Here is a 22,067-nt window from a genome sequence, read left to right as displayed (position 1 = left end):
GTTACGGTTCCACTGCCGTCACGGGAGGTCGTCTGTCACGTCGACGAGTTCCTCCTCGGTCTGCCAGCGATACAGCCGCCCCTCCTGCTCGAACAGCTCGAAGACGCCGTCCTGCATCCAGCCGAAGGGGTGTTCTTCGTCCTCATACACCCGCTTGAGGACGTGGCTCTTCGCGAAAAACTCCGTCGTGCCGACGAGGAGCCCCTGCTCGACGAGGAAGTCACTCGGATCCTTCTCGGCGACGCCAATGAGGTAGGTGACGATATCGGCAATCAGGCAGAACTTCTGGATGCTGTTGTCCCACTCGCCACGGATGTCGACCATTCGGAACGCGTAGGCGTCCTGCCGGCGGTTGAGCCGGTCGACCACGAGGTTCAGCCGTCGAATCGGCTCCCGGTCGTAGTTGCCCAGCACGAAGTACGAGCGCTCATTTTCGTAGACGGGGGTCAGTTCGCTCAGGGCGTGGAGGATCTCTTCGTTGTCCGCCAGCGAGATCGCTTCGTCGTCGAGTTGATCTTTCGCACTGGTGAGGACTTCTTCAGGGACCGTCGGTTCCTCGTCGGGCATATATGACACTCCTCAGCGTCGTGCGATATGATTTATGGAGTAACTCACTAGCTTAGTTGGATGTAATTTACTCCAGAGTGATTTACCCAAGAGTAAACTACTTGTCGCTAGGACGTGTATCATGTTGTATGAGTACAGAAACGGGGACAACTGAGGGGACGGAATCACGGGAGCTCGTCCACTTTGTCACCCAGCAGACGCGGTTCGCGCTGATTAACAACATCCTCCAGCATCCTGACCAGCTCCCCTCGATGTATGAGCTCGAGGAGCTCAACCCCAGCGTGAGCGACGCCACCGTCTACAAACACATCCAGAAGTTGATCGATAAGGGCATCGTGAAGGAGGTCGCCCTAGACGACGACCAGCGCCGTCAGGGCTACCCGAGAAAGTTCTATGGGCTCACGGAGGACGGCCGGGCGTTCCTCGACGATCATAACCTCCTCGCAGCAGAGGACACGCTCCAGCAGATCTACGACACCATCACTGACAAGCCCGAGAAGATGGTCAAGTACGAGAACGCTCCCCGTCCGGACGGCATCTGACCGTGCGTTCTATTCTAGAATAGTTTTCTATTCACTGATGGTGGTGTGGCAATCCCGGCTCGGTGATTTATTTCGCGTTCTTGTGGGTGGATCAGCCGTGAAAGCCTGCGTGCTTATTGACTACAAGGGTTCATATTAGCCCTAGGCCAATACATCTCCGTACAAAACACAGGGCACGCATAATGTAGAAAATACCACAACAATTTTTTTGTTTTAACTTTCAACTTCACGCTATGTACAAACGGCGACAACTACTGGCTACTGCTGGGGTAGCTACAATTAGTGGATTCGCAGGGTGCAGTAGCTTGGGTGTTAACGGCGGATCACCAGACAGCTCGGGAGGTAGTGATGAAGGCACACCAGAGAATCCGGTCGCCGCCGCAAATCCTTGGCTTGGAACAATCGCTCACTTTTCGGATGGAAGCTCCCCTACAGAAATCCGAAATACGTTTAATGCCGACATTCCCCGTATTTTGGTCGCTCCTGCGACTCCACAGAATACCGCTTTTATTTCAACCGAAGATGTGAACACTATCGAAGAATCAGCCCAAGAAGCTGATCTTGAGACCCGCGGGATTATGAGTGTGTCTTGGAATGGTGGACCTGTTTGTGATATTCAGAACTGGGTACAAATACCTAGTGAACCCTCTGAATCCACAGTACGACAGGCATTTCCGAACGCAATTTTTGTTTTTTTGAATACCTCCTCAGGAGAAGATACATGGGAGATCTATACACCACAGATGGAACGTAGTGAGTTAGCTGGTGGACTTGAACAGCTTGGAGTCGCTTCCGAGAGCTCAGTTCTGGGATACAGTTCCTGTAGTACTGCCGAACCAACCACATCCGAATCTACCGTAGAAGCCTCACCGAAAGAAGCGGTTCGCTCGTACTTAACCGCGACATTTTCCGGGGAAGTACAGGCGGCGAACGCTCTCATCCACCCTGACGGAAATGTTAGCGAATACACCGAGGAGGCGGCCGAACAAAGTGAATCTTTCAATCTAACAATCGAGTCTCTAGAGATTGCCGAAGAAAGCGAGGATACAGCCACCGTAAACGCAGTAATATCCGCCAATAATATAGAAACTGATGAACAGTTGAGGAGATCAGTAGTCTATCAGCTCCGAACAGACGGCGGCACTTGGAAAATCTATAATGAGGAAAGCGAACCCGCATAACGGATTACGTTTATAGTAGATACCAGTACGATTTTGGGCAAATATCTGGACAAAGCACCTATTTAGTTCACAGTACTCTGTTGATCCACAGAAGGCATCAGTACCGAGATATTCTGTGCTCGGTTCAGAGTTGCTGCTGAGAGAATTTTGAGATGGATCTTGGCAGACAGCGAGATTACTGGATAGAACGGTCCAACCATTACCGACGAAGAGCGAGATAAATCCGCCTTCAGAGACCGTAATTCACGTGCAATCATCGGATTCAACAGAGCAGATAGCTGGTAATTCCGTGCTTAGAGCGATACGCGAGTCACCTATACTGACCGATTCCAGTTTCGTGTAGGGATTCCTCTACAACATCCTCGTACCCGTGGCGGTTCGATGTCTGGTTAACCAACAAATCTATGATAGTACGCGCTTTGTTGGTTAACACGAGGCGATCGCTGATGTCCGACAAGCCACCGACGCCGCCGGCCGACCTCTCGACGGAGATGGTCGATACCCTCAACAGTTACACCCCCGAGCAGCTCCGATACGTCGCACGCTACGCCGAGGCGTTGGCAGCGCACAAAGCTCGCGGCGGCCACGTTGACGAAGAGCCGGATGACGACGAGGTCGACGAGCGGCCGGATGACCTTCCGGACGACGTCCCGTCGAAGGCCACAATCACGATCAAGGAGATCAACGATAACCGCTACTACTACTGGCAGTGGCGGGAGGGCACATCAGTGAAGTCCAAATATAAATCGCCGGTCAATCCTGACGAGTAGATCAGGTATCAAGCCGGATATCGATGTATTCACACCCCGTGTGCGATATGAAATCCACAAAGATATCTGGGTTGTACCCCCCGTGTGCGAGATGATACATAGTGCGAGCGCATACCCGCGTCTTCAGGCGCGGGTCAAGCGAACAATAGCGTACATCTTCACCGACGATAGTACGGCTGGATTTCCGACTGTGTACGATAGTTTTAACACATCACGGAGGTATAGTGTGTAGTACGGATGAAGACCACACGGCACGCAACATACAACCTCAACTACCACATAGTGTGGATACCGAAGTACCGCCAATCGGTACTCGTCGGTGACGTTGCAACCCGTGTGCGAGACATCCTCCACGAAATAGCCGACGAGAAAGGGTTGGAGATCATCGACCTGACCGTCCAACCCGACCACATCCACCTGTTCGTCAGTAGCCCGCCGAAACACGCCCCGTCACTTCTCGCCAACTGGTTCAAAGGCATCAGTTCACGGAAATACAACCACCGACACGCCGACCACGACGGCGAGAAAATCAAGTGGGCACGCGGCTACTACGCAGGAACAGCGGGACACGTTTCGAGTGAAACTATCGAGAAGTACATCCAGCGTCACGAGGAGGATGAACAGTGACCGAACTCACCGAGACGTTGGAACTGAAGCTTGTGGAACCGAACGCCCACAAGCACCGAAAACTCTGTGAGACGAAACAGGCGTACCAAGACGCGCTCGAAGCCGCATTCACCGCCAACTGCACCACACAGTCAGCGGCCAACGACGTAGTGGTCAACTACGATCTAAGTGGGTACGCGAAGAACGCGCTCAAGAAGTACGTCCCGCAACTCTGTGGCGGGAGCTACGACGCCAAAGAGCTTCACGACGACCACCCTGTCCGCTTCACGAACGAAGGCCCGAAGCTCGATCACAAACCACAGAACGCAATCGAGTGGTACGTCAAAATCCCGCATCACGACGACTACCACCTCTGGGTGCCCGCACAGCCGAATCCTGAACAGCGGGAGTGGTTGGAAGCGTTGCACGCAGGAGACGCGAAGATGGGTGAATGTCGGCTGTTCAACCGTGACGGAGAGTGGTACTTCCACATTGTCGCTACGCGGGACGTGGAGGAACGAGAAACCAGTTCGGCGGAGACGCCGATTGGGGTAGACATCGGGGAAGCCTCTTTGTTAACAGTGTGTCACCGTGACGAGCGCGGCTCCCCGACTGCACCCAACCTCTGGAACGACGAAGGCAAGCGAGTCCGACAACTCCGTGAGACGTATTTCACGGCGACTCGACGCCTTCAGAAACGCGGAAGCGAACGTATTGCTGAATCCTACGGCGACGAGTTGTGGCGACACATTGATCACATCCTTCACACGGTCACATCGGAGGTAATCGCCTACGCCGACCAATTCGAGAACCCCGTACTGGTTCTGGAAGACTTGACGCACATCCGTGAGAACATTGACTACGGCGCGTTCATGAACCGCCGCCTCCACAGATGGGGCTTTGCGAAGATGCACGCTCAGATTCGCTACAAGACGGCTGAGAAAGGGATTTGTGTGGAGACGGTGAATCCCGCGTACACCTCGAAGACGTGCCACTGTTGCGGAGAACAGGGCTACCGTCCGACGCAGGCGACGTTCACGTGTTCCAACTCGGAGTGTTGGGTTTCGAAGTACCACGCAGACGTTAACGCCGCGCTCAATATTGCAGACCGCTACCTCAGCGGAGAGAGTCACTCAAGAGAATACACGAGTGGCGATGACTCAGCTGAGGAAGGGGGACGTTTGACCGTCCCACAAGACAGCCAAGCCGATGCTGACACCCAGCAAGAGACGCTTGAAACGTATGCGTCTTGAAACCTTAGGGCCGCGCTCGGCCTGAAATCCCATGGTGGGATTACCGCGACTTTAGGCGCGGGAGGAGGTCAAGGAAATCAGTCCAGACGATCAAGCGAGCCATACATTTCCTCGTTCTGAATGTGGGTACAGAACTGTGCGCAGAGCCGACAGCAGTCCGCGGTATCGGTGAATGTCCGGACACTGGCGTCCCAGCGCGCGTGCACAGCGCCAAGCATCGCACTTCGAACTGATGGTTCGGTCGCGACCATAACCCGTCGCGCACGCGTAGGTGGCGTTGCATCGGCTGCCGGCCCTTGCATTCCAGTTGTCGATAGAATATCCTCGAGAACGCTCCCGATATCGATCCCGACACCGAGGTTGTCGCCGACCTGTGGGGCGATGAAGATTGTTGCATTACTCGCCTGCGCAAAGGCGATACTTTGTGTGGCGGCATCCATCTCGTCAAGCGGGATCCCCACGTCGATTGCCAGAAATGCATTGAAGCCGCGATCGCGTAGGCAGTCCCGCGCCTCCTGCAGGAGCCGCAAGACATCGTCTTCGGCGTACTCGCCGGTGGTCTCGTCCCACGTCGCAAACGATGGGGCATCGGTTTTGACATCGGCGTCCGCCGGGAGTAGCGCGTCGGCGTCGAACGTCCGGTATGGGCCCATCAGATAGACGAGAAACTGTTCGCGTCGGACAGGGACAAGCGCATCTGAATCACCGACGGCGCGAGGGAGATTGTCGATAATCCGTTTCCGCATTCGACTCGTGGGTTCGGAACGGTAGTATATAAATACCGGTATTTTAAGGAATATTCTAGTCGAGAACGACTAAGTACGTAGCGTCCTAACCGTCACTCGAAGGGCCCCAAATGTCCGAAACCGATCGCCAGCCAACAGAAGACGTTCGCCAACCGGACCCGCCGCTTCCCGAAGACAGCGGGCTGACGCTTGAGGAGTATCTCGCGATGCAACAGGCGATCGGCCACCCGACGCGGTTCCGGATCCTCCGCACGCTTGTGGCCAACGACGAACTGAGTGCTGCCGACCTCAAGGCCACGGTGGATGTCGAATCCCACAATTTCCACTACCATCTTGATGAACTGGTCGATGTCGGGCTCGCCGACAAGCGCCAGCGACGGACCGCTGACAATCAAGGTTTTTATACGTACTATCGGCCGACGGCAATGGGGCGGGGGATTCTCGAGTACGGTGTCGAGGAGCTGATGCGTCGTGAACGGGAGTTTAACGACGCTTATTGACCAATTTGGTGTTGACACCCACTGTATTGACCGCAACTAGGGCAGAATATATCACTTTCTGAGGATTTCAACAAAGCCGTTCTGACCCCACATGACAATTTAATCTTCGGCCGAGGTTATCAAATGAGATAGCCTTCTGTGAGGCTGACTTGGAGTGCGGTGACCGGCGCCGCTACACTTCTTCTGTTGACTCCGGTTGAGGCAGTACAACCTCGACAATGGTACCGTGCGGATTGCGGAGTGCTGTTGAAATGTTGCCTCCCAAGCGTCGGGCTATCCGCTTAGCTGACCAGAGTCCGACCCCACTACAGAGAACAGAGGAGAGAGCCCACGACTTCAGTCGTGGGGTGAATCCGTCATCTGGAAAGCAATCCACGGCATTTTGCCCGCTGGATGTCCCATGTTACAGATCACCCTCCTCCACTCGTTTCATTCCCTGCACTAGCAGCCCCTTCCACGTCAAACCGTACCTGTCTTTCAGCTCCTTCATCCTCTCGAACTGGTTGTCATCACCTACTTCGATGTGAATATTGTTCGGCATACTCTAATAGAACAAGCATATTTATTTGTATTTGTGGGTTCACGTACCCAATAGCGATGATGCGCACCAACACGTTCGTCGTGCGACCGCACTCCGAGGACGGAGAGCGCGTGTTGCGGGACTTGTTGGATGCGTCAGCTGCACTCTGGAACGAGGTCAACTACGAGCGTCTCATGCGGTACAATGACGAAGATGATTTTGAAGGCGATGTCTGGGACGCTGACACCGGTTCACTCGAAGGACAATACAAACCTGTCCTTGGTGGGTCTACTGCCCAACAAATCATTTCGAAAAACAGCGAGGCGTGGCGGTCGTTCTTCAGAGTCGAAAAGAAGTTCGACGATGAGTCAAACGACTCGGTCACGGAGCACCCTGCCCCGCCCGGATTCCGTGGGAACAAGGATGATGGGCGTGTCCTCAAGGGCCTCATCCGAAAAGACGCATACAGCGTCGAGTGGGGCACACGATCCCGACTTGAGATCCTCGTCGGGGAAGACCTCCGAGACAGACACAACAGCCCGAAAGGTCGCCTCCGGCTTGAGATCGTCGGCGAGCCGAACTGGCCTGACTACGAGGATCAAAGCCGGTTAGAACTGTGGTACGACGAAACTGATGGCACATTCAGAGCCTCGCAGCCCGTGACCATTCCTGACGACACACGGGCAACTCCACTGGCTGATGACACAGCCGCTCTGGATGTCGGTGCCAACAACCTCGTCGCCTGCACCACCACGACCGGCGACCAATACCTGTACGATGGCTCGAGTCCGTTTGACCAGTTCCGCGACACGACCGAACGAATCGCGGACCTCCAATCGAAGCTCGACGACCAACAACAGTCGAGTACGCAAGTCGACCGCTTGTCCAAGGTGAAGTACGGCCGACGCGATCACGCACAAGACGCACTGGTTCGTGACCTCGTCGACCGGCTGTACGAGAAAGGCGTGTCGACTGTGTATGTTGGTGATCTCAAAGACGTGCTCTCGACGCATTGGAAGCCGGAGGTGAACGCGAAGACGCACAACTTCTGGGCGTTTCGGCGGTTCATCAATCGGCTAGAGTCTGTCTGTGAGGAGTACGGCATCGAGTTCGTAGAGGAGTCTGAGTCGTGGACAACCCATGAGTGTCCAGAGTGCGGTGCGCGTGAGGAGACAGCGCGGAACGGCGACGTGTTCCGCTGTGTGTGTGGGTTCGAGGGACATGCTGATCTCAAGGCGAGTCAGCTATTCCTCGAACGCGAGACTGGTACGGACGTGGGGCTGATGGCTCAGCCCGTGTGCCTTGAGTGGGACGACCACGAGTGGTCGGAGACACCAGACTTTCCCGAGAGGGCAAGTCCCAAAGAGGAGCGCACAGACCGGAGTACCCGCCGAACGGTGGGGAATGTTGCCTCTGTGGAATCGGCATAGCCAGACATCCCAGCAGAGGAATCCCACGACTTCAGTCGTGGGAGGAAGTCAAGCTCAGGAGTACGACCTCGTGGCGGTCGAAGACCTGAACGTGAAGGGGATGCTCGAATCACCGTCGAACAGCCGTAACACGGCGTCTTCCGCGTGGCGAACGTTCCTCACGTTACTCGAATACAAGTGCGAGCGTGAAGGAACGCACTTTGTCGCCGTAAATCCGAGAGGGACGACCAAGGAGTGCGCGTCGTGCGGCGTTTGGACCGACAAACCGTTGTGGGTCCGTGAACACACCTGTCCCGCCTGCGGGCTTAAGACGGACAGGGACGCGAACGCGGCGTGGAACATCCTATCTCGCGGCCTCGAAGATGTAGGAGTGGGACACTCCGAATCAACGCCTGTGGAGACTGCGCTCCCTGTGGATACCAACTCGGTGTCTGCAAAGCGCGTCGTGGAAGCAGGAAGCCCTCCCCTCAGGGAGCGAACGGCATCAGCCGTGAGCGAGTAGGGTAGGGTAGTTCACGTGCCTACCGCCGCGAATGCGACCACGAGCGCGAGGTACGCGGCGACGATGACAACCGCCAGTACCGGGATCAGTGTGAGATGGTCGTGACTCCCGTTGTTTCCATCGACCTCACCGCGTTCAACGGCGTCAACATCAACGTCGCCAGACTCGATTGCGTCAGCGGAAGGCATCACCTCGGGGAGCCCCTTACGTCTAGCGTCGAACTTGTTGAGAACGAGCACTGCGATTGCCGTCAGAACGAGCGCCAGTGGCAGTGCGAAGTATGCCGTCTGAAGACCCAGCCCGTACAACACGAGGACGAGCACTGTGACCCCCGCCGCAGTTCCTGCGAATGGGACTTGGGTGTTAACGTGATCAATATGATCGGAGCCTGAGAAGATCGAAGACATGACTGTCGTGTCGCTGATTGGTGAACTGTGGTCGCCATAGATAGCGCCGCCGAATAGCACCCCGACAAGTACGGGGAGGATAGAGGGACCGACCAGTTCATACCCAAGCGGGATTGCGAGTGGGGTGAGGATAGCCATGGTGCCCCAAGAGGTACCAGTCGTGAACGCGACAAACATTGCTGCGAGGAAGATTATGACGGGGAGGAAGCTCCCAGGAACACCGCTGCCGACCATTATATCCACAATTGCTTGTGCGGTGCCGACCTTCTCGGCAGCTAAACCGATCGACCACGCTAACACGATGATCGCGATGGCGATGTTCATCGTCTTGAATCCCTGGATGATGGTATCGCTGGCCGTTTCGAGGTCCATTGTCCGGTAGCCGAGTGAGCCGATAAACCCGGACACCATGAACGCGAAAGACCCATACAGAAGACCGAGCGCCACGTCAGTCTCTTGGAATGCCTTCGAGATACTAACGCCGGGATTTTGTCCACCACCCAGCCACCACATCGAGACCAAACTCACGACGAGCAACACAAAGATGGGGCCAAAGAAATTCACGAGGGTCGGGTTTCTGTCGCTCGGCTCGCCGACGTCTTGGGAGACGTCGGACAATGGTGTTGCGTCTTCCCGAATAGTCCGACCGGTGGAACGCGCCCGCCACTCGGCGTCAAGCATCGGACCAAAGAATCGCTGAGTAATCGCGATGAACCCGACCATAAAGAACGCCATGAAACAGTAAATGTTCCAAGGAATACTCTGGAGGAACAATCCGAAGGGGGTCATTCCGAGTTCCGCGGCGGTAACCGTAGCCGCCTCGAACCCGACGATAATCATCGAGACTTGGTAGCCGATCCAAGATGACACAGGCCCGAAGGTCGCCACGGGAGATGTCGTCGAATCAAGCGTGTAGGCGTGCATTTCCCGGGAGGAATGATTTTCCTGCGCGAGATCCCGTGTCGCGTTGCCTGTGACGATCGTGCTGGTGTAAGAACTGAAGAAAATGAAGACTCCGATGAGCCACGTGAGGATTTGCGACTCTCGGGCGCTGTTAACACGATCACCGATCCACCGCTCCAGTGCCAGGATGCCACCGGAGCGGTGAATGAACGCCGCACCCGCGCCCATGAACATTATGAGAATGATGAATTTCGTATTGAATGGCGACCGAAATACTTCGACGAGCCAGTCCATCGTGAGTGCTGTCGCCGCGATTGGATTCCAGTTCGCCACGATCATCGCGCCGATCCAGACGCCGGCGAATAGAGACACAAGCACCTGCCGTGTCGTCATCGCCAACACGATTGCCAGAAGCGGCGGTGCCAACGCTAACAAGCCGTAACTTGTGGTAGCCACGAGCAGGATTTGATACCGTTTTAAATTAAAATTTTTGATACACGTTCACTCCCCGAACTAAAAAGAAAGTGACACAGACCTCGCTGAGCAGATTTTACGGAGAATCGAGGAGAAAGCCTCGCGCTTTATCCCGGGGATAATTTCCCCGATGAAGCGGGAGATTTGGGTCATGAACAACTGAACTCTCCCGCTTCAACTCCTTTGATTTAGCGGCCTGCCTCGTTGTCGTATGTCGACTCAACACAACCGATCAAACCCAAGAGATCAAGCGGCAATTTAATACAAGCACCACCGATAACTAGCTTATGTTACGGCGGACTGCGGCAGATGTTTTTGCTATTCTTGCAGTTTTCGCTGTTATTGCCCTTGTCATCGGACAACTCACTGGCCAACCCGTCTTATTGGGATATGTCACGTCTGAGAGTATGTCACCGACGCTGGAAGCTGGTGATGGATTCGTTGCTGTTCCGGCAAGTGTATCGGGCGATATTGAATCGGGAGACGTCATCGTCTTTGATGCGGTCGAACTGCAGGGCGGCGGGCTCACAACGCACCGAGTCGTCGAAGCCACGGAGAGGGGGTATATTACACGGGGAGACAACAACCCGTTTCGCGATCAGGAAAGCGATGAACCGCCCGTGACCGACGACCGGGTCGTCGCCACCGCGTTGCAGGTGAACGGTCAGGTACTTCGACTTCCGGGGTTCGGTACCGGCGTCGAGGCGATTACTGGCGCGGGCGAAAGTGCCCAAACAGCCGTTGCGGGGGCTCTAGGTATCGATCCCGTCGACTCACGGACGATAAGTGGGCTGTTTGTCGCGACTGGACTGGTCCTTTTATTATTTGTGTTCGTCGACGACCTCCGGGTCGGACGTGAACGGGACAGGACGCGAAGCCGATCGCGGTTTGGCGATCAGGGGATAGACGGTCGCTGGGTCGCACTCGCGCTGGCGTTTCTGATCCTCGTGCCCGCTAACGCGGCGCTATTCGCGCCGACGGGCACCCAACAGGTTGTGATTGACGGCGACGATCTGCCCGGAGGTACGGAACCGGGAGAGATCGTCGAAACCGAACTCACTGCCGAGAACAGTGGTCTGATCGCCATGTTGGTTTTGTTGGAGACGGGACGCTCCGGTGGAGAGTTGAACAGCAACGAGTTGGCGATTCCCCACGGCGAGTCGGCGACGGCGACGCTTGAGGTGATAGCGCCACCCCCCGGAGAGCAGGCTGTGGTGACAATCTCGGAACACCGATACTTCCTCGTCGCGCCACCCTCGCTGATCGTTTCGTTACACGAGATCCATCCGCTCGTGGCGGTGGGCGCGTTCAACGCGTTGGTACTCGGGAGTGTTCTCACCCTTGTCGGTGCGGTCTTCGGGTTCGGGGCGAAGCGGGTTCGGAGCCGGACGCGGGATATTCCGCTCCGAATGCGGATCAAACGGCTGTTGAAATGAAAAATAGGCTGTTGGCTTTACAGAATACAAGGAGAATGCCCCGGGGCTTGACTCCGGGGTTGAATCCGACAACTCTTGACATCCTCCCCGCGCTGAAGCGCGAGGCTTTCTCCTCGATTCTCCGTAACACAAGCTATCGGCCCCGTCGACATCACATTAGTCTTCTTCCCCGTCTGCTTCCTCGTTTCCTTCCTCGTCTCCTTCCTCCTCGTCTTCTCCTTCCCCCATAGATTGCTCCTGTGAGTCGTTGCCAGTGACCGCTTCATTGCCGCTGACGCTACCTTGCGGGGTAACGTCGCCCACGATTTTACCGTTAACCGTGACGGAGCCTCCAGCATCAACGTTACCCTCGACCTTGCCGTTCGGATTTATCGTTACAGCTCCTCCTGCATGAACATCTCCGTTGACCGTCCCGCGGATCGTAACGCTTCCATCCGCGTCGATTGCCTTGTCACTATTACCCTCGACCTTGCCGTTCGGATTTATTGTTACATCTCCTCCTGCATGAACATCTCCGTTGACCGTCCCGCTGATCGTAACGCTTCCATCTGCGTCGATTGCCTTGTCACTAGCACCACAAACGACAGAATTCTCTTTTATTACAACTGAGTTGAAAGCCGTAATCTTGCCCCCGATGCTGGTGTTTGGGTTTATTCTGATTTTTTTGCCTGTGACGTTCCCCGAGACTCGGACGTTGTTGATCTTTATATTAAGGTTGTCGATAGTAATATCTCCGGCGACCTCTCCGTCTGTCTTCCCTTTATTAATGACTGCCTGCCCACTGTTCCCCTTCTGGTTCCCTTCGTCGAACTCATCACCGTTTATCGCACCATCGCCAACGGTAACTGGGCATTTTGCAGGTTCCGGGACCACGCACTTGACAGTGAATGTGCGCGAAAACTCCACGCTGTAATCCGGACCGCTCGCAACAAAATCAACATCTACGTGCTCGGTTGTCGTCGTAGGGCAACCAACGAACTCTACGCGCACGGCTTCGCCGCCATCTTCATTCGCAGGAAGTGAGTCAGGGGCTGATACGGTGGTGATAAAATCCGGGGCGTCCTCCCCCAGTGTGACCGAAACGTCGTCGAAGTCAAGCCCGAAACGATTTGTCACGGTGGTCAGCGTCACTTCCTCGTCCATCGTACCCGTCACGGTCTGATCAGTGTTTGTCACTCCGAGGAGTCCGTCTGGGTCCGGAGCTGTTCCGAGTTCGGCGTTCCGTGGTGTATCAACTGTCGTGAATCCGGACGTCTCTGTGGCGAACAATCCTACCCCACCCCCGATCAGCCCGAGCGCGGCCCGTCGAGTCCAATTTTTCTCACTCATGACCGGAACTCCGGCGGTTTCTCGTTGTCCCCGAGCAGCATTTCACGGCTCTTGTAGACGTGATAGGCAGCCGAACCGGCGAACAGAATGCCGATCAGCGCCGCCCACGCCAAATCCGGGACCGATGCCGGAAAGATGCCGACCCAGACGGCAGCGACAAGTGCAAGTGAAAACGCCGATAGCCCGAGGTAGTACTCGCCCCACGGGATCGAACTCCGTGGGACGATGTCCATGTAGATATCGAGCTCCTCGGCCTCGTCCGTCAGCTCAAGCTCACCCCGCTGGTGGGTGATGACACCTGCGCGTTCTAGCCGTGGGATGTGGTTCTGCTGTATGGAGGTGTAGACGAGGTGGCGCTCCTGAGAGGTGACCTCTGAACGTGGCTTCTCATTTTCCCACGCTGCGACTTGCTCGGCGATCGACGAGAGTTCCGCTGTGCCGTCGTCGCGTTTCATAATGTGAAGTGTATGGCGACGGCGTGGGTTGCTCAACAGGTCGTGGACCTCGTCGCTCGAAAGTGAAGAGGTGTCAGCCTTCGAATATTCCATATAGTCCATATGTAGTTTGAGACTGCGACGGCATTCAGATAATTATAGCTTACTTACTATATTCAAAAGCATAAACCGTCCGATTTCATATTTCTTTTTATTTGATATTTGTATTGTTAAATACTTTAGGATAAGTATTGTATCTCCAGACGAATTCGCATATTTCTCCACAAAAAGCGGCTCAGATTAGTTTGAATCTGACTGTTCGATCCGGATATCCAACTGCTCGCGACTATTGTCGGCAGTTCCTGTCTTGACATTAGCACCTACGAAATTGCCGGTGGTACCTGAGGTTACGGTCTTTGTAGCACCACTAGAAACTGTCTTACCATCTACCTTGTTGAGAATACTGCCGCCATTTGTGTCACCAAAGGTGACGTTAAAGTCATTGGAAGCGTTGCCCACAAACGCGAAGAAGTCGGTATAGTTGACATTTGAGTTTGGTGGAAGTCCGTCCTCATCCCCAAACACGATTGTCACATCATTAGCAACAAGACTCACGTAGTCAGTACTGATATTGGTGTAGGTGCCTGATTTCTCCGGGAACACGTCGGTCCCATCTGTAGAGACCGAAGTGTTGCCAGCGGCGTTGTAAATATCAACGGTGGGGGAAGAAGCATCAACCAACACGTCAACGAAGTTTCCGGCAATATCATCTGCGAGGTCATCTTCTTCTTCTTCACTAAGTCCCGATACGACGCCATCTGTCCCCGGATCGCTCACACCCGCACCGAACACATTCACTTCGACCGCACGTTCGGCAGTGGTCGAACTAAATGCTCCCGACCCGAACGCAGCACCTGTTCCGACGCCGACCAGCCCGATTGCACCCAGTACACTTCGACGGTTAATCTTCATTGTTACACTTCAGTATTGTGTAGCGGGCACTTAGTAATCCGCCGCGTTAGCGGTCTAAATGCGACATTTAGATCGTGTGGGCCACCGTCAAGCACTACTGGGGCGGTAGCCATCGCGCGGAGTGCCCGCTTAACGCGGCGCAATACTATACCTCTCCGGCTAGTAGAGAGTGATAATGAAACGACGAGTGCTGCTTGGTGGACTCGGCACAGCAAGCATCAGCGTCGGAGCCGCGTTCGGATCGGGTGCGTTCACCTCGATAGAGGCCGACCGTGCTGTCGAACTCAACGTCAATAATGACAGCAATGCACAAATTATATTTCGAAGGAATGCGGATGCCGTTGGCGCGAACCGACTCATACGCACGACAAGTGAGGGTACCGGTACCGACGATAGCAATAATGGTATCGAGGTAATTGAATTCTCTCAGACTGATCTCAACGAGCAGTCAAAAACAACATTTGAAGACGCGCTTGAGATCAAGAACAATACCGATCAGAATGGAGGACCCGCTACCGATGACTCCGGTCTTGATGCGACGATCTATGTTGTACCAAAGGATAAAGATGGGAACTTCCTTGATCAAGACGTGCTCGATTTTCTCGTTGGAGGGAGCACTATTGTCGCTGAGGGTACGAGCGATAGCAGTACTAAGAATGAAACCCAGCTAAACACTGGCAACAAGATAATTGTTGACATAGAGGTTGACCTTCGTGGTGATGGCAACGGTAACGACCTAGACGACATTAATCAGGTAACATTCGTTGTGGACGCCGACGAGTAGGCATCCCTTACGCATCACGTAGTACAAATTAAAACTGATAAATAATCAGGGTTGGCGCCGACCACTCGACCCACCTCAATTCGAATGAACCGCACTGTCGTCATCGTGCTCACTGCCTTCGTCCTGTTCAGCGGCGCGACCGCCACCGCGGCGGCCTTCACCGACGGCGACGAGGTCGCGCCAGATTCCGAAGTATATCTTGATGCTGCCGATAGCGACAACGGCGAGCAGTACGTCCAGATCGACGACACCGACCGAGTCCGACTACAGTTCAACACCCTTCCACCGGGCAGCCAGACGCGGGTAAACGACTTGTTCGTGATCGGCTTTGCTGGCTACGAGGACAGCGACAACGCGACCGAGGTCCGGGTTGAAAGCACCGACGACCGCGTCACGCTTGAACGGATGGACACGGGCGAAACCTTCGGCAACGGGACGGTCGAACTCCAGCCGGGCGAGTCAGTGCTGTTCGGCGCGGTCATCTCGACAAGCGCGCAGGGGTTCTCTAGCACGATTGAGCTCACAGTTGATGTCCCGGACGATGACGCGGACAATAATGGTGGCAATGTTGGCGGTGGCGGCAGCGGCGGTGGAGGTGGGAGTAGCGCTAGTGAGGGTAGTGGTGCCGCAGTTGATGATGACACCGACGCTGATGATGACGCTGACGAGGAAGAGTTTGACGAAGAGGATGGGGATACGCCGGGTGGAGAGAGCGGAAACGGCGAAGACGGCGAAGACGGGACGAGAGACGATGACGGCGCGGTGGCGGGCGACGACGGCGATTTGGGTGCCGGCGCCGACCCCGGTGACCTGATCGAACTCGCCGGCTTTGGCACTCCCATCTCGCTAGGTGCCGTAGGCGGGATCGCGACGATCCTCACCTTCAGCTACGTCTATCGGATCCGAGTAGCTGCTGGCGGCGTAGCAAGTAATATGGGTGGATCAGAATAATGACGACGGCAGCCGATGAGGGGGTCAACACGACACACGGATCTGTGGCGTCGACAGAAGAGTCGTTTTCCGATGCGGTACGGCGTGTGGTTCAGCCTATCGATATCGTTGCATTCCTGCTCCCCGCAGCGTTATTCCTCGGGGTTGGGCTACTCCCGCCGGAACTGCGGCAGCAGTTGGCATTCTCGTACAACGACCCGGACGTACTGACGGCGCTAACTGCTAACTTCGCCCACGCCGATGCCGTACACCTGCTTCGGAACCTCACGGCGTATCTCGTTGTCGTTCCGACGGTATATCTTCTCTCAGCGCTTGCCGGCCGCAGGCAGCTGTTTTACACTGTCTTCGTCGTCGTTTTCGCTGTGTTCCCATTCGTATTGTCTGGGTTGAACCTTATTCTCCCCCGCGAAGCGCTTTCCCTCGGAGCGTCGGGACTGACACTCGCGTTTGTCGGCTACCTCCCCGTCGCACTCGCCGAGTACACCCGGCGCCGATTCCCTGTCGTCAGCGTCGCTCGGCGCAGTATTGCCGCTGGGCTGTTCTTCATAGGTTTGGTTATCGTGATACCACTCGCAGTTGCTGCCGTCCGGCCGGGGCTCGCGGCCGCGTTAACGATCGTGGCGTTGCTTGCCGTCATCGGATACGGTGTGACGTTGCGGCGATCCGGGGTCGATCGCTCAATCTTACGTGAACCGCTACCGGGGTTTCTTGAACTCGGTATCTGGTCAATTGTCGTTATTACCGCCGCGTTAATCACGGCATTCCCAGCAGACCCGCTATCAGCATCCGGGCTGGTAAATGTGTATACACACTTCCTTGGGTATTCATTAGGCTTTCTGAGCAGTTATATCGCGGTGCTGTTACTACTCGACGCTGATTGACATCCTCCCTGCGCTGAAGTGCGAGGCTTTCTCCTCGATTTTGCACAAATCCACGAGAAAATCTGGAAACCGTAGGACACCGAGCGGCCCGGATTTAGCTGACTGCAGGCGCTAAGCCCCCGTCCTCAACGAGCAACGCAGGGCGTAGTCCGAGTAGCGCAGTAGGGCGGGGATACAGCGCCGTTATCATCTGTTCGTACACTGCCATGACAAGCCCAAGAGAGCAAAAAAATCCGAGCCCTCCAACGGATAACCAGAGTCGATAAAGTGTAGTGACGAAGAATAAATAGACGGCCACACCGAGAGAGACGGATGTCAACAAGGCGAGCGTCACTGCTTTCCAACTGGGAGATTCGTCACGGAAGTATCTGTACGCATTTGTCGTAAGCACAACGAGAGAGGCCCAGCCTGCCGCAAGCACCGTAAACCAAAGAAGACCGATGAGGATTGTTCTGTTGAATAGCGGTGTTGACCGAGGAGGGCAAAATTTGAGTCGGTTTGTTAGCGGCTGACGCTAGTGGTCTCAAGGTTGGCATCGTCTCACCATGACTCAGAGGTCGCTATTCAACAGAGCAATGAGGATGAGAACTGAACCAACTGTCCCCTGAAACCCGAAACCTACAATGGTTCCGCAAAGCAGGAAAAGATAGAAACCTACTACGAATTCTTCAAGAGACCTGATTGACGATTCAGCCATACTGATTTCATTTAACGATTACTACATAATTGCTGGGGATAAAATATTCATACTACTGTTTTCGAACTACACCTCCTGAATCAATTAATACGTGAATTCCCTGTATTGACCGCAATCGGGTCAAAATGTATCATCTATTGAGGATTTCAACAGAGCCGTCTTTCTCCTTTGCCACAGTTTGTCACCACCTACTTATCATCTCGCCACGATTCCCACACCTCTCGATACTTCCCGAGTTCACGGTACTCTTTCTTCCGCTCGAAGGCGTCGATGGCATATATCACCTCGTTGTCCTTGTCCCAGTCGATCAGGACACGGAAGTCACCAACACGAAGCTTGTAGCCAGGATGATTCTTCAGCCGATCAAGAAAGTGGTTCGGGAAGTCGCCGATGTCCTCCAACTTGTTGATGATCCGCTCTGCGTCCTGCGTTTCGAACTGCTCCAACGTTTCGACCAACGTCTCCGTCAGAACAACTTCGTGGGCCACCCTTTAGCCCTCAGTCGTCGATTCCGAGGCGTTCTCGGGCCTCGTCCGTGGACATCGTCCGTCCCGCTGCGACATCCGCGTAGCCCTCTGAAACGCTTTCCTGCGCGCCGGGCGTCAGAATCGGCTCTGTGGTGTCGCGCAGTACCTCACGGATGAACTCCGAGCGGTTGGTGTACTCCAACTCCTCGGCCATCTCGTCGATTTCTTCAAGAAGCCGCTTCGGCACCTTCACGTTGAGTTTGACCATGTCCCCATCGCCGTTCTCTCCCGCGTCAGTGCTCATACCGCGTGGTACGCGGGTGGTATATTTTAGTCTTTATGCGATTTCTTCAATATCCGCCTCAGTCGTCGTCGCAGACGACTTCGCGGAGTTCGCCGAGGATCTTGTGATCGAAATCGGCGACAGTGTCGTCGTTGAGCGGTATGAAGACGAGATTGCGATTCGGCCGGTGGAAGAATGACCCGGTCCTTGGAGGAGCTCGACCGGATCGCGCACGACCCCGGACAAACGCACCTCCGAGGGTGCGCGGACAATGCCCGTGGTCCGTACCCGGGGCACCCACACGGTGCGGACTGAATAAAACCAGATTACCAACAACTTCCAAGCCATGATTGAAGCCATCGAACGCGACGTTTTCGTGCGAATTCGCACCGACCTACTGGTGGTCGGTGACAGTATCAGAGGAAAAGAACGGATTACACTCGTGAGTCAATCCATGAACGACAATGAATCGCCCGACAAATATTCGCGGCGCAGACTGAATAAAGAAATCGCATTACCAATAACTGTTAACCGCCGAGCTGGTCATCAGTGATCTCAAACCGGGCCCCACCACTGGAGTCCTCGGTGGCGTGGATGTTCCAGTTGTGGGACTCAACGACTTCGTTTACGATTGCTAGCCCCAATCCGGTCCCATCTGTCGTCGTTGAGTATCCGGATTCGAAGACATCGGCCTGCTCGTCAGCCGGAATACCACTGCCATCGTCTTCCACGTAGAACCCGTCTGGAAGATCACCAACAGTAACGGTTACGTCGTCTCCACCGTGTTCAACGGCGTTCTGAAAGAGGTTTATCAAGAGTCGCTTGAGTTGACTTCGATCGGCTTGGATGGGCTTCGCAATGTGGTTATCCAGTGTTGCACGCTTTGTTTCGATGTTATCCCAACACTCCGTACAGAGATTGTTGAGCGATACTGACGAGCGATCCGCATTCGAACCTATATCACGCGTCAGTGTGAGGATGTCGTTGATCAAGGTACGCATCCGGCCATGAGCCTCAGCGACAGTGTCGAGACTATCGCTTTCGCAGTCTTCCCGGGCAAGTTCAAGGTATCCTTCTGCAACGGCCAGCGGATTTTTCAAATCATGTGAGACGAAACTTGCAAACTGCTCGAGCTGTTCATTCTGCCGTGTCAACTCCGCTTCTCTTTCTTGGAGCCGCTGCGTCTGTTTGAACGTGTCTAACGCAACTACGATCCCTTTGGCAAGCAACTTTCCAAGAACGAGATCCTCCTCATCAAACGCAGCCACAGTTGGTGATCCCGCAATCAAAATTCCATGATCGTCAAGTGGGAGATGAAGTTCACTCCGGATTAGTGTTTCCGGGTTGAATATGTCAGGATCTGTCCGGATATCGTCGATTGCCTGTGCCTCGCCCTGTTCAAAAGCTCGCCATGCAATACCATCTCCATGAGGAAACGTCGGCGGAGATCCAATAAGATCGTCAACTTCTGACGTGCTACTCACTGGTACTAACACATCTCGATCAGCATCATAGAGATTGCAAACATTTGCATCTAACCCAATGATCTCTCGGGCGGCTTCAACGCCTATCTCGGCGATTTCCTCACGAGACTCTGCAGCCAGCAGTTCATACATCGTCCCATGAAGGGCCTGCAACCGTTGCTCGCGTTCTTTTTGACTAGTAATATCACGCGAGAGCGCAACGAACCGATCGCTATCAGCCAAATCAAGCCGCACAACGTGGACTTCGACGGGGACTGTCAATCCATCCTGCCGCTGGAATTCAGTCCCAACTCGGAACCGTTCACCAGTCTCTGTAGCAGCTAACTGTGCACGGAGATCTTCTTGATCGATAGATGGATCGACCGTCCACACACCCTCTCCGATAATTTCTGCTTGATTGTAGTCGAGTTCTTCGCAGAATCGCCGGTTCACATCGCGGATAATGCCGTCCGCATCGTGTATGGTGATCATATCCGGGGAATACTCGAACAACGCTTCGAGACGAGCTTGTGCTTCCTCGAGTTCCTGTTCCTGTTCAGTTTCGGTAGTCGCATCACGGACCGTACAGATGAGTTCGTCGCTGTCGGTCAACGCAAGGGCATGATCTTCAATAAACGTCTCCCTATCGGCTCGAAGGCCGATTGTTTCCCCACTCCAGTACCCCTCAGACTCAACAGTTGGTAAGATTTTAGTCCGAATTTTTTCGCGATCTTCATCGCGATACAACAGTTCCCAACTCTTGCCGATGAGTTCATCCGAACTGTACCCATAAATATCGGCGTATGCTTGGTTTACATAGACAAAGCGGCGGTTTTCGTTGAGTATACTGATGCCTTCACGTGCTGTTTCGATCGCATCAAGTTGGCGTTGTTGTTCAGCTTGTGCCCGCGATCGATCAACGACATTCCGAATGCGATTCGCCAAGACAGTATACTGCTCAGTGCCGGGCTCTTTTTGTAGATAATCAGTAACACCAGCAGAAATTGCCTCACTTGCGACTTCTTCAGACCCCTTTCCAGTAAACAAAATGAATGGCAGATCCGAATACTGGTCTCGTACAGCACCGAGAAGGTTTAGCCCGTTTTCTCCGGGCATATCATAATCAGAGACGACACAGTCAAACTGGCTATCGGCAAGTTTGTCAAGAGCGGCATCTGCGTTCGGTGCGGTGTCGACGCTGAAGCAGTCATCCACACGTTTGAGAAGTGTCGCCGTGAGATCTGCAAAGTCACGGTCGTCGTCGACGTGGAGGACACGAATGGTCACGGAGGCCATACTCATGACAGATTGTACCCTAAAATGCTAGAGGAAAGCATATATTTCTATTGACATCGATCGGCTAACAGACTCTCCCTTTTTATAAGTAATTATTTCTGATAAAGATTCGTAGTCGTGAGGTATTCGGCCTGCAACCGACAGTGGAACGTGAGGTAGTTGTCGGCTTCACGCCCGCCGTAAACGGCGGGATTCTCGCCTTGAAAGAAGATAGTTGGCAAACCCTCGGTCGTGAACCCCTGACAGACGTCCAGTGGAGCGTTTGTGAGGAGGAAAATGGGCGACCAGTCATGACCGACTCAACTCCTCCACGGTTCAAACTAGACCTGTTCATGCTTGTTGCCCAGCAGGATGCATGGCGGATTCTCGCACTGCTCACCCTGCTCGACGAGCCCGTGAGCCACGAGCAGGTGGCGGAGTTCCTCGCCGCGTTCGATCGGGGCAACCCTACCGCTGTGGAGACAGCGTCCACGGACACCGCCACTCACGACACGACGATCGCCGACCTCAACGAGGCCGGCGTCATCACCGAGACAGCAAATGGACTGATACGGGGTCCACGCTTCACTGAGGCCTTCGAAGTAGTGATCCCGTCGTGAGCCACCAATCGCACGACGCCGGCAGACCGCCCCGACAACCCGCTTGTCCACTTCCGCTCCGGGGCGAGAGACTT

General features: G+C 54.6%; 23 protein-coding genes and 1 pseudogene. 13 read left to right on the top strand and 11 right to left on the bottom strand.

The features are described from left to right. Positions 1–18 precede the first annotated feature (18 nt). Entirely contained in the window at positions 19–567 is a 549-nt protein-coding gene (locus DOS48_RS28720) for a hypothetical protein (protein WP_168654464.1), read from the bottom strand. Positions 568–695: 128 nt separating this feature from the next. Between DOS48_RS28720 and DOS48_RS28715 the strand changes: the two genes are divergently transcribed. The 5 genes from DOS48_RS28715 to DOS48_RS28695 all read left to right on the top strand — a co-directional run bounded on the left by DOS48_RS28715 (position 696) and on the right by DOS48_RS28695 (position 4,919). After that, on the top strand, positions 696–1,109 hold the full coding sequence (locus tag DOS48_RS28715) for a PadR family transcriptional regulator (protein ID WP_168654463.1): 414 nt from the start codon (positions 696–698) through the stop codon (positions 1,107–1,109). Positions 1,110–1,342: 233 nt separating this feature from the next. Next, on the top strand, positions 1,343–2,290 hold the full coding sequence (locus tag DOS48_RS28710; protein ID WP_168654462.1) for a hypothetical protein: 948 nt from the start codon (positions 1,343–1,345) through the stop codon (positions 2,288–2,290). A 446-nt stretch (positions 2,291–2,736) separates the two neighbouring features. Further along, entirely contained in the window at positions 2,737–3,060 is a 324-nt protein-coding gene (locus DOS48_RS28705; protein ID WP_168654460.1) for a hypothetical protein, read from the top strand. Between the two features lie 237 nt (positions 3,061–3,297). Continuing rightward, positions 3,298–3,687, top strand: a complete 390-nt coding sequence (gene tnpA, locus DOS48_RS28700) for an IS200/IS605 family transposase (protein ID WP_168654459.1) — start codon at positions 3,298–3,300, stop codon at positions 3,685–3,687. Then, a complete protein-coding gene (locus DOS48_RS28695; protein WP_168654458.1) occupies positions 3,684–4,919 on the top strand; it encodes an RNA-guided endonuclease TnpB family protein in 1,236 nt (411 codons plus the stop codon). Before tnpA ends, DOS48_RS28695 begins: the two co-directional genes overlap by 4 nt. 77 nt (positions 4,920–4,996) lie before the next feature. Here DOS48_RS28695 and DOS48_RS28690 read toward each other — a convergent pair whose 3' ends face one another. Further along, positions 4,997–5,665: a hypothetical protein gene (locus tag DOS48_RS28690; RefSeq protein ID WP_168654456.1), complete on the bottom strand. Its 669-nt coding sequence runs from the start codon at positions 5,663–5,665 to the stop codon at positions 4,997–4,999. Between the two features lie 110 nt (positions 5,666–5,775). On the opposite strand from DOS48_RS28690, the gene DOS48_RS28685 reads away from it, so the two are divergent. Then, complete coding sequence (locus DOS48_RS28685) at positions 5,776–6,165, top strand: helix-turn-helix domain-containing protein (RefSeq protein ID WP_168654454.1); 390 nt, start codon at positions 5,776–5,778, stop codon at positions 6,163–6,165. A 403-nt stretch (positions 6,166–6,568) separates the two neighbouring features. On the opposite strand, the gene DOS48_RS28680 is transcribed toward DOS48_RS28685, so the two are convergent. Continuing rightward, positions 6,569–6,706, bottom strand: a complete 138-nt coding sequence (locus tag DOS48_RS28680) for a hypothetical protein (protein WP_168654453.1) — start codon at positions 6,704–6,706, stop codon at positions 6,569–6,571. 56 nt (positions 6,707–6,762) lie between these two features. On the opposite strand from DOS48_RS28680, the gene DOS48_RS28675 reads away from it, so the two are divergent. Further along, positions 6,763–8,115, top strand: a complete 1,353-nt coding sequence (locus DOS48_RS28675; protein WP_168654451.1) for an RNA-guided endonuclease TnpB family protein — start codon at positions 6,763–6,765, stop codon at positions 8,113–8,115. A gap of 52 nt (positions 8,116–8,167) precedes the next feature. After that, positions 8,168–8,617, top strand: a pseudogene (locus DOS48_RS28670) (RNA-guided endonuclease InsQ/TnpB family protein); the annotation flags it as partial. A gap of 11 nt (positions 8,618–8,628) precedes the next feature. Here the strand turns inward: DOS48_RS28670 and DOS48_RS28665 are convergent. Continuing rightward, complete coding sequence (locus DOS48_RS28665) at positions 8,629–10,320, bottom strand: Na+/H+ antiporter NhaC family protein (protein ID WP_168654629.1); 1,692 nt, start codon at positions 10,318–10,320, stop codon at positions 8,629–8,631. Positions 10,321–10,688: 368 nt separating this feature from the next. Here DOS48_RS28665 and DOS48_RS28660 point away from each other — a divergent pair, with 368 nt between their 5' ends. Continuing rightward, positions 10,689–11,837 carry a signal peptidase I gene (locus DOS48_RS28660; RefSeq protein WP_168654449.1) on the top strand — a complete coding sequence of 383 codons (1,149 nt, stop codon included), beginning with the start codon at positions 10,689–10,691 and terminating at the stop codon, positions 11,835–11,837. Between the two features lie 156 nt (positions 11,838–11,993). On the opposite strand, the gene DOS48_RS28655 is transcribed toward DOS48_RS28660, so the two are convergent. The 3 genes from DOS48_RS28655 to DOS48_RS28645 form a co-directional block, all read right to left on the bottom strand. Continuing rightward, a complete protein-coding gene (locus DOS48_RS28655; protein ID WP_168654447.1) occupies positions 11,994–13,166 on the bottom strand; it encodes a polymer-forming cytoskeletal protein in 1,173 nt (390 codons plus the stop codon). Then, complete coding sequence (locus DOS48_RS28650; protein WP_168654446.1) at positions 13,163–13,723, bottom strand: hypothetical protein; 561 nt, start codon at positions 13,721–13,723, stop codon at positions 13,163–13,165. The genes DOS48_RS28655 and DOS48_RS28650 overlap by 4 nt, the downstream gene beginning before the upstream one ends. A 177-nt stretch (positions 13,724–13,900) precedes the next feature. Further along, complete coding sequence (locus DOS48_RS28645) at positions 13,901–14,572, bottom strand: hypothetical protein (protein WP_168654444.1); 672 nt, start codon at positions 14,570–14,572, stop codon at positions 13,901–13,903. A gap of 175 nt (positions 14,573–14,747) precedes the next feature. Between DOS48_RS28645 and DOS48_RS28640 the strand changes: the two genes are divergently transcribed. From DOS48_RS28640 to DOS48_RS28630, 3 genes are all read left to right on the top strand, one after another. Continuing rightward, positions 14,748–15,356, top strand: coding sequence for a hypothetical protein (locus DOS48_RS28640; protein ID WP_168654443.1), 609 nt, complete (start codon positions 14,748–14,750; stop codon positions 15,354–15,356). Between the two features lie 84 nt (positions 15,357–15,440). Next, positions 15,441–16,307 (top strand): hypothetical protein, encoded by an 867-nt coding sequence (locus DOS48_RS28635; protein ID WP_168654441.1) that lies wholly within the window; start codon positions 15,441–15,443, stop codon positions 16,305–16,307. After that, positions 16,307–17,188, top strand: coding sequence for a rhomboid family intramembrane serine protease (locus DOS48_RS28630; RefSeq protein ID WP_168654439.1), 882 nt, complete (start codon positions 16,307–16,309; stop codon positions 17,186–17,188). Before DOS48_RS28635 ends, DOS48_RS28630 begins: the two co-directional genes overlap by 1 nt. A 550-nt stretch (positions 17,189–17,738) precedes the next feature. Here DOS48_RS28630 and DOS48_RS28625 read toward each other — a convergent pair. The 4 genes from DOS48_RS28625 to DOS48_RS28610 all read right to left on the bottom strand — a co-directional run bounded on the left by DOS48_RS28625 (position 17,739) and on the right by DOS48_RS28610 (position 21,400). Further along, positions 17,739–17,885: a hypothetical protein gene (locus DOS48_RS28625; protein ID WP_168654431.1), complete on the bottom strand. Its 147-nt coding sequence runs from the start codon at positions 17,883–17,885 to the stop codon at positions 17,739–17,741. A 188-nt stretch (positions 17,886–18,073) separates the two neighbouring features. Then, entirely contained in the window at positions 18,074–18,373 is a 300-nt protein-coding gene (locus DOS48_RS28620; protein ID WP_168654429.1) for a type II toxin-antitoxin system RelE/ParE family toxin, read from the bottom strand. 10 nt (positions 18,374–18,383) lie between these two features. Then, the gene (locus DOS48_RS28615; protein ID WP_168654427.1) at positions 18,384–18,656 is read right to left on the bottom strand and encodes a ribbon-helix-helix domain-containing protein; all 273 of its coding nucleotides are present in this window, start codon (positions 18,654–18,656) and stop codon (positions 18,384–18,386) included. 506 nt (positions 18,657–19,162) lie between these two features. Beyond that, positions 19,163–21,400: a PAS domain S-box protein gene (locus DOS48_RS28610; protein ID WP_168654425.1), complete on the bottom strand. Its 2,238-nt coding sequence runs from the start codon at positions 21,398–21,400 to the stop codon at positions 19,163–19,165. A 284-nt stretch (positions 21,401–21,684) separates the two neighbouring features. On the opposite strand from DOS48_RS28610, the gene DOS48_RS28605 reads away from it, so the two are divergent. Continuing rightward, complete coding sequence (locus DOS48_RS28605; protein WP_168654423.1) at positions 21,685–21,993, top strand: hypothetical protein; 309 nt, start codon at positions 21,685–21,687, stop codon at positions 21,991–21,993. The last annotated feature ends 74 nt before the right edge of the window (positions 21,994–22,067 follow it).

Source organism: Halorubrum sp. PV6 (genome assembly GCF_003990725.2).
Taxonomy (GTDB): Archaea; Halobacteriota; Halobacteria; order Halobacteriales; family Haloferacaceae; genus Halorubrum.
This window is presented reverse-complemented; position numbering and strand designations above follow the sequence as displayed.

Excerpts from the sequence above, each read along its gene's own strand:
- DOS48_RS28720 (WP_168654464.1), bottom strand. The coding sequence starts at position 567 with ATGCCCGACGAGGAACCGACGGTCCCTGAAGAAGTCCTCACCAGTGCG.
- DOS48_RS28715 (WP_168654463.1), top strand. The coding sequence starts at position 696 with ATGAGTACAGAAACGGGGACAACTGAGGGGACGGAATCACGGGAGCTC.
- DOS48_RS28710 (WP_168654462.1), top strand. The coding sequence starts at position 1,343 with ATGTACAAACGGCGACAACTACTGGCTACTGCTGGGGTAGCTACAATT.
- DOS48_RS28705 (WP_168654460.1), top strand. The coding sequence starts at position 2,737 with ATGTCCGACAAGCCACCGACGCCGCCGGCCGACCTCTCGACGGAGATG.
- tnpA (WP_168654459.1), top strand. The coding sequence starts at position 3,298 with ATGAAGACCACACGGCACGCAACATACAACCTCAACTACCACATAGTG.
- DOS48_RS28690 (WP_168654456.1), bottom strand. The coding sequence starts at position 5,665 with ATGCGGAAACGGATTATCGACAATCTCCCTCGCGCCGTCGGTGATTCA.
- DOS48_RS28685 (WP_168654454.1), top strand. The coding sequence starts at position 5,776 with ATGTCCGAAACCGATCGCCAGCCAACAGAAGACGTTCGCCAACCGGAC.
- DOS48_RS28680 (WP_168654453.1), bottom strand. The coding sequence starts at position 6,706 with ATGCCGAACAATATTCACATCGAAGTAGGTGATGACAACCAGTTCGAG.
- DOS48_RS28675 (WP_168654451.1), top strand. The coding sequence starts at position 6,763 with ATGATGCGCACCAACACGTTCGTCGTGCGACCGCACTCCGAGGACGGA.
- DOS48_RS28665 (WP_168654629.1), bottom strand. The coding sequence starts at position 10,320 with ATGACGACACGGCAGGTGCTTGTGTCTCTATTCGCCGGCGTCTGGATC.
- DOS48_RS28660 (WP_168654449.1), top strand. The coding sequence starts at position 10,689 with ATGTTACGGCGGACTGCGGCAGATGTTTTTGCTATTCTTGCAGTTTTC.
- DOS48_RS28655 (WP_168654447.1), bottom strand. The coding sequence starts at position 13,166 with ATGAGTGAGAAAAATTGGACTCGACGGGCCGCGCTCGGGCTGATCGGG.
- DOS48_RS28650 (WP_168654446.1), bottom strand. The coding sequence starts at position 13,723 with ATGGACTATATGGAATATTCGAAGGCTGACACCTCTTCACTTTCGAGC.
- DOS48_RS28645 (WP_168654444.1), bottom strand. The coding sequence starts at position 14,572 with ATGAAGATTAACCGTCGAAGTGTACTGGGTGCAATCGGGCTGGTCGGC.
- DOS48_RS28640 (WP_168654443.1), top strand. The coding sequence starts at position 14,748 with ATGAAACGACGAGTGCTGCTTGGTGGACTCGGCACAGCAAGCATCAGC.
- DOS48_RS28635 (WP_168654441.1), top strand. The coding sequence starts at position 15,441 with ATGAACCGCACTGTCGTCATCGTGCTCACTGCCTTCGTCCTGTTCAGC.
- DOS48_RS28630 (WP_168654439.1), top strand. The coding sequence starts at position 16,307 with ATGACGACGGCAGCCGATGAGGGGGTCAACACGACACACGGATCTGTG.
- DOS48_RS28625 (WP_168654431.1), bottom strand. The coding sequence starts at position 17,885 with ATGGCTGAATCGTCAATCAGGTCTCTTGAAGAATTCGTAGTAGGTTTC.
- DOS48_RS28615 (WP_168654427.1), bottom strand. The coding sequence starts at position 18,656 with ATGAGCACTGACGCGGGAGAGAACGGCGATGGGGACATGGTCAAACTC.
- DOS48_RS28610 (WP_168654425.1), bottom strand. The coding sequence starts at position 21,400 with ATGAGTATGGCCTCCGTGACCATTCGTGTCCTCCACGTCGACGACGAC.
- DOS48_RS28605 (WP_168654423.1), top strand. The coding sequence starts at position 21,685 with ATGACCGACTCAACTCCTCCACGGTTCAAACTAGACCTGTTCATGCTT.